This window comes from Achromobacter sp. RT286_PF (genome assembly GCF_059760425.1).
On record NZ_JCBAMR010000033.1, the window covers coordinates 51,439 to 66,111 of the forward strand.

Consider the following 14,673-nt stretch of genomic DNA (forward strand, 5'->3'; position numbering starts at 1 on the left):
ATGGTGGCCACTGTCGACGATCTGGACTTCCTGGCGCCGGCGGTGGCCACCATGGCGCCCGCTGACAAGGAGCGGGCTCTGGCCATGGCGGCGGATTACCGCCCGGCGTGCCTGCCCCCGAAAAAGCAGGACGAGGCACAGCTGTGGTACGCGGCTTGGCTGCTGTACGGAATTAAGCAGCAGCGCACGGCAGAGGATGACGGCGTGCTTGCCAAGCCTGGCGTCGTGAGCGAAAAGGAAGGCGACTTGCAACGGACATACGGCCACGTTGAGGGCGCCGAGGACGCGGCAGGGTTCTATGGCCGGTACCTTCGCTTGGCGCGGCTCTGTGGCGTGGGTGCCGCAACGGTCAGGAGCACGCCGCGTGGCTGCTAAATCGATAGATCGCGGCCTGAGCGCACACGTGCGCCTCGCAAAAGCGATCCACGGGCGCGGCGTGAAATTCGGGATCCAGGCAAACGCCGGGAAGGATCCGGAGACGGGTATGGATTTACTCGATATCGCCATCATCAACGAGTTCGGTACCGAGCACATACCAGCGCGCCCCGCTTTGCGTGACTTCGCCGAGAAGAACGGCCAGGTGCTTGACGTGGCCATGGACAGAGCGGCTGCGGCCGTCCAAGACGGCCGGCTGTCGGTGGAGGCTGCGCTTGACCAGCTGGGAACGTTCGCCGAGAAGCACCAGAAGGCGCACTACCAGCAATCAAAAAAATGGGCGGAGCCCAACGCCGAGTCGACCGTCGCCAAGAAGGGCAGCGACGTGCCGTTGATTGACGACGGCCTGCTGGTCGGCGCAGTTCGATACGAAAAGGTGTAGCGCATGAGTTTTCGGAAGCCCCATCTTATTCGCACGCGGCTGCCCGGCCGGCGTGAGCGCGGCCGCTGGATCGAGGGCGGGCCCGGTCCTGACAAGACGATTCGGGCCTCGGTGCAACCGGCCAAGACTGGCGACTATGACCAATTGCAGGCGAACCCCGAAGGGCGTCGCGTGCGCGCCGCCGTCCGGATTTACACATCCGAGGTGCTGGATGTCGCCGGCCAGGGTTGGACCAACGGCGACCGCCTGATTTGGGACGCTGGTCCGCTGGCGGGCGAGTACCTGGTGGTGGGCGTTGCGCCATGGCAATCCGGTGTGATTCCGCACTATCGGTATCTCGCGGTCCTTTTGGCCGCCCCTGAATTGCAGTAAGCCCAAGGATTCCCGGCCGCCTGGTCCGGGGCCGGACGGGGTTAAACGTCCGGATGACTCCCCAGGCCCGGCTGGGCATTCCAGGCTACCGGGTAGGGCTGCGTCGAGTCGGCGCCCGCGCAAGCGCGCAATGCCGATAGCCCCATCGATGCAATTTCAGATATGTGGACCACCATGACCCCAGAAGACGCGATTTTCGAGCTGGTCGAGGCCGCGGCCGCCGGCACGCCCGTGATCTTTGCTGACGGCAACGGCCCACGGCCAGACATGCCGTACATCGTGCTGGCCGTGCGGTGGGCGAAGCTCAGCAGCGCTGAGACCGGCCGGACTGAAGATGATGGCGATCAACCCGTTCACCAGCATGAGGACGCGACCGTAGAGCTGCAGAGCTTCGGTGCCGCCGCCTACGACGCGCTCGGCGATCTTGCGCTGAAGCTGCGCCATCCCTTGTACGAGGATCGCGCTGAGGCCCTGCACCTGGCCTTGTTCGAGGTGGGGCGGCTGCAGAGCATTCCGGTGCTGCGAGACGCCGTGCACTTCGAGCGTCGCGGGCTGCTGGAGCTCGGAATCCGGTACACCCGGGTTCATACCGCATTCGTCGGCATCATTGAAACCGTCACCGGCACGGCCACCACTTCCGGCGGGCTGACGCCGGGTGAATCCCCCTTTACCGCGACTGTCGTGACCGCGCCATAGCGGCCGCGACGCGCACTCGCCATCTGGCCGCCTTCTGGCGGCTTTTTTCATTGGAGCCGCACATGGCAAAAATCGACCGGATCGTCAACGTGGCGATCTCCCTGAACACTACGGCGATCAAGGAACAGAGCTTTTCTGACCTTCTCGTCCTGGGCGCCCACGCAATGGGAGTGAATCGCATCATGGTGGTGACCGAGCCCGGCGAACTGCTGGACTTGGGCATCGCGCCGAACGATCCTCTGTACATCGCGGTGCGCGACGCTTTTAAACAGATTCCCACGGTTACCCGCGTCTTTGTCGGCCGCCGGCAGGTGGACACCTCCCGGCTTACCGTCACGCTGGCATCGCTCTCCGATTATGCGATCACGATGACGTGGCGCGACGCGGCCGGTGACATCAAGACGGCGCAGGCGGCGGTGTCGGGCGAGGCCAGCAGCACCCCGCAGACCATCGCAACGGCGCTGGTGACCGCGCTGACCGCAGCGAATGCGCCTGTGACAGCAGTCGCCGTTGGCGCAGAAGTGTCCATCACCGCGAACCAAACCGGCCAGGCGGTCGCCATTTCGGCGAAGGGGAACCTCCAGCTCGCGGCGCCGGCGAGCACCGAAACGCCGTCCGCGGCGCTGAATGCATGCCTGCGTGAAAGCGCGGACTGGTACGGCGTGGCGCTGGCCAGCCGCATCGAGGCGGACGTGCTGGATGCGGCGGAATGGGTTGAGTCGAACGAGCGGTTGTTTGGCGTCTCCAGCGATCAAGCCGGCATCATCGATGCGGCCGTGTCCAGCGACATCGCTTCCAAATGCCAACAGAAACAGTACTTTCGAACGCACGTCTGGTACCACGGTCGGGCTGGCACGGAAGCCCTTGAAGCTGCGATCGCGGCCAACCGTTTCACCTACTACCCGGGCGGGGAAACGTGGGCGAACGCCCGTTTGGCAGGTGTCAGCTATGACAACTTGGCCGAGGGCCAGGCCCTTGCCGCCCACGCCAAGAACGCCAACACCTTCGAGCAGATGCGCAACTTTGCAGTGACGCAGAACGGCAAGGTGGCCGCCGGTGAATGGATCGACGTGATCCGCGGGCGCGACTGGCTGGCTGAACAGGTCAAGATCAACGTTGCTTCGCAGCTCATCAATGCGGACGGCAAAGTGCCGTACACCGACGCCGGCATCCTGGTCATCGTCAACGGGATTCGGCAAGCGCTGATGCTGGGCCAGTCGCGGGGCCTTATCGCGCCGGACGAGATTGACGACGCGGGCCGCAAGATCCCGGGCTTCGTCATTACGGTGCCGCGCGCGGCCAGCATTTCGCCGAACGACAAGGCGAACCGCATCCTGCGCGACTTGAAATTCACGGCGCGCCTCGCGGGCGCCATCCACGTTGCCGAGATCAAAGGCAACCTGACCTATCAACAACTGTAATCGGGGTGCCAGAGCATGTCCGTTAAAACTTACGCACCGAATCAGGTGAAGATCGTGATGGGGGCCTTGCCCCTGTCCGGCCTGGCCGAGGACACCTTTGTGACGGTGACCGAAATCGGTGAAGGCATTTCGTCCGTGGCCGGCGTCGACGGAGAGGTAGCCCGCTCCATGTCGCGAGATTCGCGCCTTCGCATCACCGTCACGCTGCTGCAAACCAGCGCCAGCAATGCGGCGCTTACCGCATTGCACCAGGCGGACAAATCGACCGACGGCAACGGCGCTGTGCCGGTGGCCATTACCGATCTGCGCGGCACTTCGCTTCACGCATCGGATTCCGCGTGGATTGTGAAAACGCCGGACGCTGGCTACGGCGCCAAGGTGGGCACGCGCGAGTGGACCATCGAGACCGGGCCGTCGATCAACGTTGTGGGGGGTAACACCTGATGAGCGCCACCAAAGAAGTCACGATCGGGACCACGATCTTTCGCATTTCCCGCTTCGACCCGTTCCGCCAGCTGAAGCTGCTGGGCGATCTGCAAAAGGAAGTGCTGCCGGCGGCCGGCTCGATGATGGCCGCCGTATTTGGCGGCGAGGGGGAAGCGCAGGCCAAGGACGAGCAGGCGATGCTGCAAGCATTCCGCGACCTGTCTGCCCGGCTCGGCGGCGATGCCCTGGCCGGCTGGGCCGATCGGCTGATTGATGCCGAGTTGGTGACGTTCGAATTGGCCGGTCGCGATCCGCAGAAGCTGACGGCCGCTCACCGGGGTATGGCGTTTTCCGATTTTTCGGAAATCCTGGAGCTGCTCTTTCACATCCTCGAGCACAACTTCGCCGGCCCTTTGGTGCGCTGGGCCGGCCGCTTTGGTCCGGCCCGCGAAAAGCTGGCGAGCCTGTCGGCCGGTTCGACCAAGGCTTCGAACGAGAACTGATCATCTGGCGGCCCATTCTGGCCCGCCACGTCAGCCTGGACGCCGTTAAGCGCGGCGACGTAGATCTCCTGGACATCCTGAAGCTGAACGCGCTTATGGACGCGCAGGAGGCCGCACAGGCGGCGCAAAGCAAAGTGGGGGAATGATGACTACGGTACGCGAGCTGGTAACGCTCCTGCGTTACGAGGTGGATGAGTCCGGGCTTAAGAAGTACCAGCAGACTTATCAAGCCGCACAAGCTGCGATGGGCGCCGCCAGTGCGAAGACAGTCCGGGCCATGCGCCAGGTCGCGGTGGAAGCCCGGGTGCACCCAAGCGCATGGGCTCCGCGTCCGATGCCCGCGCCCGTCGTATCTGAGCGTCCTTCGGCACCGCTGCCGTCAGCAATCAGCGCGCCGGCGCCCGCCTTCAACCCTCCTGCCGCCAGGCCGGCGCCGGCGGTGCCGCCTCGCTTGCCGACGCCACCCCGCGCGCCGGTGTACACAGCGCAGCGCGGGCAGCCTGTGTCGTTCCCTGTGGACGTCGCCGGCGCCCGCAGCAAGTTCTCGCAGATTCAGGGCGCCTATAACGGCCTGATCGGACGAGTGCGGGGCGGTCTGCACACGGTGCGAGAGGTCGGCATCGGTGCGTGGGAAGGGATCCGCCTGGGGATCCAGGATGCGCGTCAAGCGCAGGACCGCATGACACGGTCGCAATGGCAAGGCGTGCGCGCGACCAAGGAGCAGCAGAGCGCGTTTTCCGGACTGCGCGGCATCATCGGCGCCGTCCTTGGTGTTTCCCTGGTTAAGAGGATATTCGGCGACATTGACGCGTGGGGCCAGATGGAAGCCCGCATGCGGCAGGCGACCGCCTCGGCTCAAGAATATGCCGAGGTGGACAAAGACCTGGCGCGGATTTCCCGCGTGTCCTACAAGTCCTATGCCGACAACGCCGAGCTGTTTGTGCGCACCCGGCGCACCATGGCCGATCTGGGCAAGACCACGCAAGACACGGTGGACGTGACCGAAAGTCTGTCGCTGGGTATGGCGCTGTCCAGTACCAAGGCGCAGGACCAGGAATCGGTCATTTCGTCCCTGACCAAGGCCATCATGCAAGGCAAGATGGGCATGGACGAATACAGCACGCTCATGCGTGCCGCGCCGCGTCTGCAGGTTGCCCTGGCCGATGGGCTGAAGACCACCACGGACAAGCTGCTTGAACAGGTCAAAGCGGGCAAGGTAACCACGGATCGCTTCCTTCCCGCGCTGCAGTCCCAGCTGGCCAAGATGCGGATCGAGGCGGAAAGCATGCCGGTTACCGTCGCTGACGCGATGACGGTATGGAACGACGCCTTCCAGCGCTTCTTCGGCAAGACACTGACTGCGGGACGCTCGGTGGTTCTCGGCGTGACCACGTCGATCGAGTTTATGGCCGACAACATCGCCACGCTGGTCAAGCTCCTGGCTCTGACGGGCGCGTCTTGGGGATTGGTAAAGCTTCTGGGCTGGCTGCGTTTGGCCACGTTCCAATCTGGCGGCCTCACCCGCTCATTGATCGGCGCCACGCGCGCGGCGCTGAAACTCGATAGCGCAATGGCTTTGCGCCGGGGTCCTGCGGGGGCACTGCGCATGCTTTCGCTCTGGAACCGGACGCTAGCGCCGCTTCTTCGCATGGCCGCGATCCTTACCACGATTTATTTGATTGGAGACGACATAGCGGGTTGGCTTCGCGGTGATGTGTCGGTGACAGGCGAACTGATTGGCCGCGTGGAAGACTGGCGCGAGGAGATCGATGCGGTAAAGACCGCGCTGACCTACGTGAAGGACTTGCTCGGTGGAGCTGGCCAGGAGCTGGGGCCTTGGATCAAGAAGTGGGGCACGGTTTCGGTGCTTGCCTATGGCCTGTGGACGATTCTGTCGCCCGTTCGCGGGCTGATTATGTTCCTCGCCCGTACGGCAGTGCCGTTGCTGTGGCGCGCTTTTGCGATGACGCCCATCGGTCGGATAGTCACGGGCGTTGTCTTGCTCGCGACTGCGCTTTGGGAAATCTGGAAGAACTGGGATCAGATCAAGGCCCGCATCGCGGCGTCGTGGGAAGCATTGAAGGCCAAGGTGAAGGGGACATTCCTGGAACCCGTCTTGCAGTACTTCGAAGAGCTTTGGGCGTTCTGGACGCAGATCTTTAAAGGAGTAATCGCTGCGTTCAAGGGCGATTGGGACGGAGCAATCAAACACTGGCGCGAGGCGCTCACTGGTGTCTGGACCTATTTTGAAGACATCGGCGGCAAGATGGTCGCGAAGATCAAGGAAATCGGCGCGGCGATCCAGACCTGGATCAGCGACAAGGTGGCAGCCGCCAAGAATTGGTTCAAAGGTTTGGTTCCCGATGCGCCTGATGAGGAGACTATGGCGATCATGACCGGTCAAAAGCGGGGGCCGGGCCTTGCAAATACGCCGGCCCTTCGCGCAATTATTGGTGGCGAACCACTCCCGTTCGTGTCCGGCGGCACCGTCGCGCAAGCGGGCGTCGCTACTGGGCGCGGCGCCGTCACGGTCGAGAACAAGACGGACATCACCATTCATGCGCCGAACGCGAACCCCGACACGGTGGCGAATGCCGCGCAACGCGGCATGAACGTCGGACGCCAACGGACGGTGGACGCGATGAGCCGGTTTTTCGTCACGGGCGTTGAAGAAAGCCGGTAACTAAGGAATCGGAGCATGAGCTTTGTGGCGATGATTTTTGGCTGGAATGGGGGCACCAGCATCGGCGCGGTGCCCCTGGACGCGCTGTTGAGTGAGAAAACTTCGCTTAACAGCAGGGCGACAGACTACGCAGTCGAGGACGGTCCGCCGGTGACCGATCACGTGGTGCAAGAGTCGGAATTGCTGACGCTGGATGGCTGGGTGACGGCGGCGGAGGTGTCACTGCTTGGCGGGTTGGTGGCCGGCGCGGCCAGGGCCATTCGTTCCGGTGGGCCACTAAGGGGCATAGCTGGACGCGCGGGCCGCTCCAAATTGATCAGCGCCAAGGATGCGTTGCGCAAGATTCACGCGGACCGCCTGCCCATCACCATCACGACGGGCCTGGACATCTATGTGAACTTTGTGATGGAACGATGCGAAATCGGGCGTACGAACGAGGGCGGCGACCGATTCGAAATATCTGCCGACTTCAAGCGAATCCGCAAAGTGACATTGCGGCAGGCGGACATCCCTCCGGAAAAAACTAAGGGCAGCGCCACCGGCAAGGCCGGGCAAACCAAAACCAACGCGGGTAAGACAAACGGTACCGACGCTTCCGGCAGGCAGAAGACGGACCTGAGCAAAATGACAGGCTGGGGAAAATGATAGTCATACCTGTTTTGGACGCGAACGACAGCCTGACCGAGGTTGAACTTGATGGCGTGACCTACTTCCTGCACCTTTCGTGGAACAGCGAGGCAGAGTTGTGGACGCTGGCCATTGAGAATGCCTACAACGAGATCATCGTGGCCGGCATCGCAATAGTGCCGGACACGCCCCTGCTGGGTGGTTATCGGCACCTCGCGGTGCCATCGGGCGATTTGGTCGCCCTCTCGCCCGACCGCCGCGACACGGTCAGCCGGGCGGCATTGCCCTCGGCCGAAGTCGCGCTGATTTACGTCAACGCCGAGGAAGTCTCAGATGGCCAGATTTAACCGGGTCTACCGGCTTCTCCTCGGAAAGGGCGGCACCAAGGGCGTGGAAATAGTGCCGCCCATTCGGATGACATTCGATATTTCGAAGGACGCCGATGAGGACCCCAATGATCACACAATCCGCATCTATAACCTGACGGCCGCCACCCGCAAGGCGCTGGAAGAGCCGGATTTGCGGTGCGTCTTGTACGCGGGCTACGCGGAGGAAGGCGGACCGCTTTTGATGGCGTCGGGCAGCGTGGTCTTTGCGTATACGAAGTTCGAACAGCCGGACGTGGTTACCGAGCTGATCGTCAAGGATGGATTTACCGAGGTTCGGGACACCGCGATATCCATAGGCTTGGGGCCTGGCGCCCAGGCCAGCTTCATCATCAGGGAAATCGCCGCCCAGATGGGGCTGCCCTTGGTAATGGCCGACGATGTGCCGGACCGGCGCTGGCAGCAGGGCTTTTCGTTTTATGGAGCCGCCCGCACCGCGCTGCACAAGGTGACCCAGGGCACCGGCCTTGAATGGTCGATTCAGAACCAGCAGCTGCAGGTGGTGCAGCGCCGGGGAACAACGCGGCGCCAGGCTGTGGTGCTGGCTGCGGATACCGGGCTGCTGGGTTATCCGGAGCGCACGCGTGAAGCGGCGCGGGAAAAGGCCAAGGTCAAGGACAAAACGACTGGCGATGACGTCAACCTGGTCAGCGCGCGCCAGCAACGTGACGGCTGGCGGGTGACGTCGTTGCTGCTGCCGACAATAAACCCAGGCGACCTGGTCAAGTTGGAAAGCCGATCGGTGCAAGCGTTTCAGCGCGTCGAGGCCGTGCGGCATACCGGTGACAGCGAGGGCGGGGATTGGCAGACGGAGCTGGAACTCGTCGACCGCTCGGCTCCGCCGAAAAAGAAGGGTAAATCATGAGCGACATGGTCAAAGTCATGCGGGCGGTCATCGCTAGCGAATTGGCGGACGTGTACACCACGCTGCCTGGCGAGGTCGTTGCCTACGATGGCACGTTCGTCACTGCGCGGCCCGCGCTGGCCAAACGTCTCGCTAACGGCGACAGTTTGCCGCCGCCGCAGGTTGTCCGGGTGCCAGTGTGCTGGCCGGTGGGAGACGTGAACGGCGCCCAGGCGCTTATTTCGGTGCCGCTGAAAGCCGGCGACGCGGTGAAGCTGTCATTCTCGGCGCGGGCTTTGGAGAACTGGCTCGCCGGCGACAATGGGCCGCCCGACGATCCCCGGCAGTTCGACTTATCCGACGCTTTCGCATCACCTTTGGTTCGGCCGGGCACGATGGCGGCCGATACCGAAAACGTGAGCATTCAGTATGGACCCGCGACGATGAAGCTGTCGCCTGCGGGCGACCTGACATTTCAGGTGAAGACCTGGACAGTTCAGGCCCAGCAAACGACCTTCAACACGCCACTCACGGTCAACGGCCCGCTTCTGTACACGCAGGGAATGTCGGGTGAGGGCGGCGAGGGCGGCGCATCGATGCGGATCCGCGGCGGTGTTGCCTACGAAGGCGGGGCGATCACGCACAACGGCAAGAACATCGGCGACAGCCACCGACACCCATACGCCGGCGGTATCTCGGAGGGCCCCACCTGATGGCTTTGGATCTCGCACTGGCTGCTGACCATGACCTTGATCTGGACTTGCTCGGGCGCACCTCCTTCGTGGACGGCGCGGACCGGATTGCGCAACAGGTGAAGATCACGCTGCTCGCCTTTTTGGGCGAATGGTTTCTTGATACGACGTTCGGCGTCCCGTATCTGGAAGAGGTGCTCATCAAGGCCCCCGACCGTGCCGGTATTGAAGGGATTCTCCGCGCACGGATTGGGGCGGTGCCGGGGGTCGAACGGGTTAGAAGTTTGGATCTCCAGGTGGAACGTCAGCAGCGTGCGCTGCGCGTTGCCTTTGACGCCGACACCACCGCGGGGCGCCTACGGCGGCTCGTCGAGCTGGGCACCCCCTAAACCATTTCTATTGAGGTATCTATGGCCTACGGTGTAACGCCGGACGGGTTCGTGCGGCCGCGGCTGCCCGAAATTCGGCAGGAAATCGTGGCGGACCTGCGCGCGCGGATGCAGGCCGCTGGTTTCGGCGGGACGGTCGAAACCCGCCCCGACAGCGTCACGGGTCTTTTAATCGACACCTTCGCCGAGCGCGAGGCGGCGCTGTGGGAACAAGCCGAGGGGGTCTATTACGCGATGTACCCGGGCTCAGCCTCTGGCGTCTCTATGGACCGGTCGGTGTCTTTCACGGGCGTGTCGCGGTACCGCGACGAGGCCTCCAGGGCCTACGTGGTGCTTTACGGGACCGCGGGCACTACCGTACCGGCCGGCGCGCTGATCCGCCACCGGGTGAGCCAGAACCTGTGGGCGATTTCCGGCGCTAGCCAGATCCTGCCGGGCGCGGCCGCTGATATCACGCTTCAGCCCACCGTCGCGCCGAACACCGAATATCGAGTCACCATCGACGGCATGCCCTATGTTTACTCCACTGGTGCGACTGCCAACCTGCCGCAGGTTCTCGCCGGCCTGGTAGGTGCGTTGTCTCCTAGCGGCTTCGACGTCTCGAGCGACGGCGTGGCCGTGCGGGTACAAACGGATGGGCGCGTTGTGGCCGCATTCAGTTGGTCTGCCTCGATCGCCTTGGTCCGGCTTGGCTCGCCAGCGTTGGCGCTCACATTGCAGGCGTCCACAGAAGGCGCCGCTGTCGGCGATTTAAACGGCATCGTGTCCCAAATCGACGGGTGGGATGCAGTCGCGAACCTGCAGCCCGGCGTCGCGGGCCGCTTGGCCGAGAACGACGCCGAACTGCGGGCTCGTTATCCCACGGGTCTGTTTAGGCTGGGCGCCGCGACGCCTCCGAGCATTGCTCCGAACGTCCGCGACCGTGTGGCGGGGGTGCGCACCGTCAAAGTGTTTATGAACAACACCGACGTTGCTGACCAGTTGGGGCGGCCACCTCATAGCGTCCATGTGGTCGCAGACGGCGGCCTTGACGACGAGGTGGCCAACGCGATTTTCCGGGTGGTCGCCGCTGGGATCGATACCTATGGGCAACAGCTGGTCGTGGTCCGGGATGCCGAGGGCGCTGAGCATCCCATTCGATTCGACCGGCCCGAGCATGTGTATGTGTGGGTGCGCTGCGTGACAACCTTGCTGCCGCCGTCGGAGCAGGCCTTTCCGCCCGGCGGGTTCAAGGAGATCGCAGATAACGTGGCGGCCGCTGGAGAGGCCTTCGCAATCGGCGAGGACGTAATTCTGCAGCGCCTGTACGGCGCCATTTATCGGACTGCGGGCCTGGCCTCGGTCGACCTCCGGCTGGCCCATTCGACCAGTGCGGCATTCGTGCCACAGCCGGCGGATTACGTAGCGGCGAACATCAGCATTCAGGACTTTCAGGTCGCCGCGTTCGACCTGTCGCGGATCGAGGTGATTTGATGGACCTTCGCCAAGATCACGCGGACGTTGCCTGGGGGCACTGGCTGGGGCAGTTTCAGGCAAAGCCACGCCTGCAAGCGCTGGTGAAAGCCCTGCTCAAGCCGGCCGAAGGGTTACAAGGCGCGCTACGCGCGCTGTATGACGACCGGTGGCTGGATACGGCGGTGGGCAAGCAGTTGGACGGGATCGGCGAAATCGTCGGGCTGCCGCGCGTCATCGATGAGGCAATTTACATCCGCTTCTTCGGTTTCGAGGGACAGCCGAATATCGGCGGCTTCGGGGAGGCCCGGTTTCGCCGTACCAACGAAAGGCCCGTCGCGGGGGCCGCCACGCTGCTGGACGCCGAGTACCGCAAGCTTCTGTACTGGAAGATCGCACTGAACAACGGACACGGTACGGCGCCTGAGATCGCAAGTTCGTTGAAGCCCATCTTCGACGTGACCCGCGTGATCGTACAGAACGCCGGCAACGCGAAGATTCGGATTTGGGTGAGCCGGATCCCAGGGCCCAACGATCCACTTATGGCCAACCCCTACAAGTGGGTGCCCCAAGCCGCCGGCGTCGGCGTGCAACTTATCACCGGCTCAACGGAGAAGCCCTTTGGGTTTCGCGAGCAGGGTTTTTATGGCTTTGGCGTCGGCGTGCTGGCGCGAGGAATTTGACTATGGCTGATCCTACTTTCTTCGAACTGTTTAAGGCCACCTGGGCGCAAAATGGCTTGACCGAAGGCATTACGGACTTGCAATACAAAACCGGGTGGGCCTATATCGGCTCGGTCCCGCCTTCTGTCGAACAGTTCAACAAGGTGCAGCAGACCACGGACGAGCGCCTGGCCTGGCTGTATCAGCAGCTGGAGAGCCTTGCCGCTGTAACCGGCCGGCCCCTGGTGGCCACCAGCACGGACGCGTTGAGCTATGCGCAACAGAACCTCAACGCTACGAACCTGAAGACGGGCACTGTGCCGGTCGCGCGCCTGTCGGGCATGGCGTCGTCGCTGACGGCCGGGGCGGCGACGAAGCTTGCGACGGTGCGCACGATCGCGGCGACAGGCGATGCGACCGGCTCCACCACGTTTGACGGCTCGGCCAACGCCTCAGTGGCGCTGACGCTTGCCGCCAGCGGCGTCACGGCCGGCAGCTACGGCAACGCGAACGCGGTACCGACGTTCACGGTCGACACCAAGGGCCGCGTGTCCGCCGCTGGCGAAGTCGCGATCGGCAACGCGGCCACCGCGACAAAGCTGGCCGCGGCGCGGACGTTCTCGGTGTCCGGCGGGGCCACGGCCGCTGGCGTCAGCTTTGACGGGTCGGGCAATGTGGTGCTGAACGTGACCGCGTTGGACATGTCGAAGGCGTCGGCCGGGACTTTGCCCGTAGCCCGCGGCGGCACGGGGCTGGCCACGGTCGCGGCCGGTTCGTATTTGGTCGGTGCAGGTACCGGCGCCCTGGTGGCGCGTACGCCGGCTCAGGCGCTGGACGATATCCAGGCGCTGCCGAAGGCGGGCGGTGATGTTACCGGCCCGATCCTGCTGGGCGCCGGCGCAGCGGTGGGCAGCCAGTACGGCGCAAATACGGCATCGGGGCAGACCGCCCACATTTTGCTGCCGGACGGCGGCGGCTTTTCGACGCACACGGGCACCATCACGGGCGCCATGAAGATCACCTTGCCGCCTGCTGCTATTGGCGCAAACACGATGATTCGGCTTCGGGTGGATATCTTCGAATACCTGACCGACGTTCCGCCCGTGACGATTTTGATTCACGGCTATGCCCAAACTAGTAAGGCGTGGGGCCGTCAAGGCGCGACGATCATCGCCGGCGTAGTGGGATCGGATATGGCAGTGCGGTTCGGGTCCGATTCGACCGGCGCGCTTTGCATCTGGCTTGGCGAGCTGAACCGGACATGGTCTTACCCCTCTGTGACAGTTTCGGAGGTGATGGCAAAGTACAACACCGCCGGCGCGACTGTCGCGGGATGGGCGACCGGCTGGAAGGTTGAACCGGTCACCGCGTTCGAGACCGTCGCGCAAACGGCCGCTGTCAGCAATCTGGCTTTCGCCCGTTCGGACATCCCGCGCGTGGCGGGCTTACAGGCTGCGTTGGATAGCCGCCTGCCGGTAGTGTCCATGAGCAGTCTGCCGACGACGAACATAGGGCCAGTTCTGGTCGCCGAGGTCGCCGAGGTCTGGAATTGGGTTTCCACGAGCTTCTATACCGGCTACCGCTCGCCCCTTTGCGGTCGGCCGCTGGACGGCCACACCGTGGCGCCACTCCCCAGCGAAGTGGACGCGGTTGGCGGCGTTCTTCAGAAGTCCGCATATGCCGCGCTGTGGGGCTACGCGCAGGAGAATGGCCTGGTGCTCACCCAAGCCAATTGGGAAGCGCGGCGGGGTGGCCACTACTTCGTCAACATCGACGCGAACACCTTCCGCGTGCCCGATCTGCGCGACATGTTCCGCCGTTTCACCGGAACTGACGCTGACACTGCAAATGCGAGGCCGTTGGGAAGCCCGCAAGCCCAGCAAGTCCAAAGCCATACCCATGCCAGCCTCGCGGTTGGTATCGGAAATGGTTCATTGAACTCTGGCGCCGGCTCGTACGCGCTTTACGGCGCGGGCGCCACCGGTTCTACAGGCGGGCCGGAAACTCGTCCCAGCAACACAGCCTATTACCCTCGAATTCATGCATGACGTCCGTCTCACTGCAAATGCAAGGGCAGTCGGTTCGCGACAGGGCGATGCCAATAAAGCCCATTTCCATTTGCCATCGTCCGGCGGTAATTTCGTGGTCAATATGATTCCCTCCGTAGGTGGGTACGCAAATATTGCGGTCGATCCTCACGGCTGGGTGCAGTCGAATGGGGGGAGCACGGGCACCAGCGGCGGACCAGAAAGCCGCCCCATTAACGTTGCATACCATCCGCGCATCCATGTCTAAATTAAGCGTGAATTCGGGGGTGGTAGGCGGTGTTTACGGGCCGGGTTTCTCCGGTCTGCTCTGTGGGCAGATAGGTCTTCGCATGGTTGAAAGCCTCAGAAGATCCGAAATTCTCACCCGTGATTTTTATCCCTTGCCCCCCGCCGGGTTGCACGACGGATCCTGCGCCAGGACCGCCGCTAGCTTCTCGATGCAACCAGGCGACGTTGCTGTAAAAGCCAATCGGCACTTCGTGTATGTGCGCGGGGATCCGTCCGGCTTGCACCGTTCCCATGCCCCGTGCATTTGCAGTGTCAGCGTCAGTTCCGGTGAAACGGCGGAACATGTCGCGCAGATCGGGCACGCGGAAGGTGTTCGCGTCGATGTTGACGAAGTAGTGGCCACCCCGCCGCGCTTCCCAATTGGCTT

Annotated in this window: 16 protein-coding genes and 1 pseudogene; 16 read left to right on the forward strand and 1 reads right to left on the reverse strand. The window is 63.4% G+C overall.

Features of this window, described 5'->3' with window-relative positions:
- From AC6LJY_RS21830 to AC6LJY_RS21905, 16 genes are all read left to right on the forward strand, one after another.
- Positions 1–375 carry a DUF4054 domain-containing protein gene (locus tag AC6LJY_RS21830; RefSeq protein ID WP_498136739.1) on the forward strand — a complete coding sequence of 125 codons (375 nt, stop codon included), beginning with the start codon at positions 1–3 and terminating at the stop codon, positions 373–375.
- A complete protein-coding gene (locus tag AC6LJY_RS21835; protein ID WP_498136740.1) occupies positions 365–817 on the forward strand; it encodes a hypothetical protein in 453 nt (150 codons plus the stop codon). Before AC6LJY_RS21830 ends, AC6LJY_RS21835 begins: the two co-directional genes overlap by 11 nt.
- 3 nt (positions 818–820) lie before the next feature.
- Complete coding sequence (locus AC6LJY_RS21840; protein WP_498136741.1) at positions 821–1,189, forward strand: hypothetical protein; 369 nt, start codon at positions 821–823, stop codon at positions 1,187–1,189.
- Between the two features lie 174 nt (positions 1,190–1,363).
- On the forward strand, positions 1,364–1,885 hold the full coding sequence (locus AC6LJY_RS21845) for a phage neck terminator protein (RefSeq protein ID WP_498136742.1): 522 nt from the start codon (positions 1,364–1,366) through the stop codon (positions 1,883–1,885).
- A gap of 62 nt (positions 1,886–1,947) precedes the next feature.
- Complete coding sequence (locus AC6LJY_RS21850) at positions 1,948–3,306, forward strand: DUF3383 family protein (RefSeq protein ID WP_498136743.1); 1,359 nt, start codon at positions 1,948–1,950, stop codon at positions 3,304–3,306.
- Positions 3,307–3,321: 15 nt separating this feature from the next.
- Positions 3,322–3,750, forward strand: a complete 429-nt coding sequence (locus AC6LJY_RS21855; protein ID WP_498136744.1) for a phage structural protein — start codon at positions 3,322–3,324, stop codon at positions 3,748–3,750.
- Entirely contained in the window at positions 3,750–4,235 is a 486-nt protein-coding gene (locus AC6LJY_RS21860; RefSeq protein WP_498136745.1) for a phage tail assembly chaperone, read from the forward strand. Before AC6LJY_RS21855 ends, AC6LJY_RS21860 begins: the two co-directional genes overlap by 1 nt.
- Before the next feature lie 142 nt (positions 4,236–4,377).
- Positions 4,378–6,918 (forward strand): tape measure protein, encoded by a 2,541-nt coding sequence (locus tag AC6LJY_RS21865; RefSeq protein ID WP_498136746.1) that lies wholly within the window; start codon positions 4,378–4,380, stop codon positions 6,916–6,918.
- A gap of 15 nt (positions 6,919–6,933) precedes the next feature.
- On the forward strand, positions 6,934–7,563 hold the full coding sequence (locus AC6LJY_RS21870) for a phage baseplate protein (RefSeq protein ID WP_498136747.1): 630 nt from the start codon (positions 6,934–6,936) through the stop codon (positions 7,561–7,563).
- A complete protein-coding gene (locus tag AC6LJY_RS21875) occupies positions 7,560–7,892 on the forward strand; it encodes a phage baseplate plug family protein (protein WP_498136748.1) in 333 nt (110 codons plus the stop codon). Before AC6LJY_RS21870 ends, AC6LJY_RS21875 begins: the two co-directional genes overlap by 4 nt.
- Entirely contained in the window at positions 7,879–8,796 is a 918-nt protein-coding gene (locus AC6LJY_RS21880) for a phage protein (RefSeq protein WP_498136749.1), read from the forward strand. The genes AC6LJY_RS21875 and AC6LJY_RS21880 overlap by 14 nt, the downstream gene beginning before the upstream one ends.
- Positions 8,793–9,488, forward strand: a complete 696-nt coding sequence (locus AC6LJY_RS21885; protein WP_498136750.1) for a Gp138 family membrane-puncturing spike protein — start codon at positions 8,793–8,795, stop codon at positions 9,486–9,488. The genes AC6LJY_RS21880 and AC6LJY_RS21885 overlap by 4 nt, the downstream gene beginning before the upstream one ends.
- Positions 9,488–9,856, forward strand: coding sequence for a contractile injection system sheath initiator (locus AC6LJY_RS21890; RefSeq protein ID WP_498136751.1), 369 nt, complete (start codon positions 9,488–9,490; stop codon positions 9,854–9,856). The genes AC6LJY_RS21885 and AC6LJY_RS21890 overlap by 1 nt, the downstream gene beginning before the upstream one ends.
- A 21-nt stretch (positions 9,857–9,877) precedes the next feature.
- Entirely contained in the window at positions 9,878–11,329 is a 1,452-nt protein-coding gene (locus AC6LJY_RS21895) for a hypothetical protein (RefSeq protein WP_498136752.1), read from the forward strand.
- Complete coding sequence (locus tag AC6LJY_RS21900; protein WP_498136753.1) at positions 11,329–11,991, forward strand: baseplate wedge 1 family protein; 663 nt, start codon at positions 11,329–11,331, stop codon at positions 11,989–11,991. Before AC6LJY_RS21895 ends, AC6LJY_RS21900 begins: the two co-directional genes overlap by 1 nt.
- A gap of 2 nt (positions 11,992–11,993) precedes the next feature.
- Positions 11,994–14,018 (forward strand): hypothetical protein, encoded by a 2,025-nt coding sequence (locus AC6LJY_RS21905; RefSeq protein ID WP_498136754.1) that lies wholly within the window; start codon positions 11,994–11,996, stop codon positions 14,016–14,018.
- A 248-nt stretch (positions 14,019–14,266) separates the two neighbouring features.
- On the opposite strand, the pseudogene AC6LJY_RS21910 reads toward AC6LJY_RS21905, so the two are convergent.
- Positions 14,267–14,673, reverse strand: a pseudogene (locus tag AC6LJY_RS21910) (hypothetical protein); the annotation flags it as partial.

Bases quoted from the DNA above. Each gene is read 5' to 3' on its own strand.
- AC6LJY_RS21885 (WP_498136750.1), top strand. From the start codon at position 8,793: ATGAGCGACATGGTCAAAGTCATGCGGGCGGTCATCGCTAGCGAATTG.
- AC6LJY_RS21855 (WP_498136744.1), top strand. From the start codon at position 3,322: ATGTCCGTTAAAACTTACGCACCGAATCAGGTGAAGATCGTGATGGGG.
- AC6LJY_RS21905 (WP_498136754.1), top strand. From the start codon at position 11,994: ATGGCTGATCCTACTTTCTTCGAACTGTTTAAGGCCACCTGGGCGCAA.
- AC6LJY_RS21860 (WP_498136745.1), top strand. From the start codon at position 3,750: ATGAGCGCCACCAAAGAAGTCACGATCGGGACCACGATCTTTCGCATT.
- AC6LJY_RS21900 (WP_498136753.1), top strand. From the start codon at position 11,329: ATGGACCTTCGCCAAGATCACGCGGACGTTGCCTGGGGGCACTGGCTG.
- AC6LJY_RS21875 (WP_498136748.1), top strand. From the start codon at position 7,560: ATGATAGTCATACCTGTTTTGGACGCGAACGACAGCCTGACCGAGGTT.
- AC6LJY_RS21840 (WP_498136741.1), top strand. From the start codon at position 821: ATGAGTTTTCGGAAGCCCCATCTTATTCGCACGCGGCTGCCCGGCCGG.
- AC6LJY_RS21830 (WP_498136739.1), top strand. From the start codon at position 1: ATGGTGGCCACTGTCGACGATCTGGACTTCCTGGCGCCGGCGGTGGCC.
- AC6LJY_RS21845 (WP_498136742.1), top strand. From the start codon at position 1,364: ATGACCCCAGAAGACGCGATTTTCGAGCTGGTCGAGGCCGCGGCCGCC.
- AC6LJY_RS21850 (WP_498136743.1), top strand. From the start codon at position 1,948: ATGGCAAAAATCGACCGGATCGTCAACGTGGCGATCTCCCTGAACACT.
- AC6LJY_RS21880 (WP_498136749.1), top strand. From the start codon at position 7,879: ATGGCCAGATTTAACCGGGTCTACCGGCTTCTCCTCGGAAAGGGCGGC.
- AC6LJY_RS21870 (WP_498136747.1), top strand. From the start codon at position 6,934: ATGAGCTTTGTGGCGATGATTTTTGGCTGGAATGGGGGCACCAGCATC.
- AC6LJY_RS21865 (WP_498136746.1), top strand. From the start codon at position 4,378: ATGATGACTACGGTACGCGAGCTGGTAACGCTCCTGCGTTACGAGGTG.
- AC6LJY_RS21895 (WP_498136752.1), top strand. From the start codon at position 9,878: ATGGCCTACGGTGTAACGCCGGACGGGTTCGTGCGGCCGCGGCTGCCC.
- AC6LJY_RS21890 (WP_498136751.1), top strand. From the start codon at position 9,488: ATGGCTTTGGATCTCGCACTGGCTGCTGACCATGACCTTGATCTGGAC.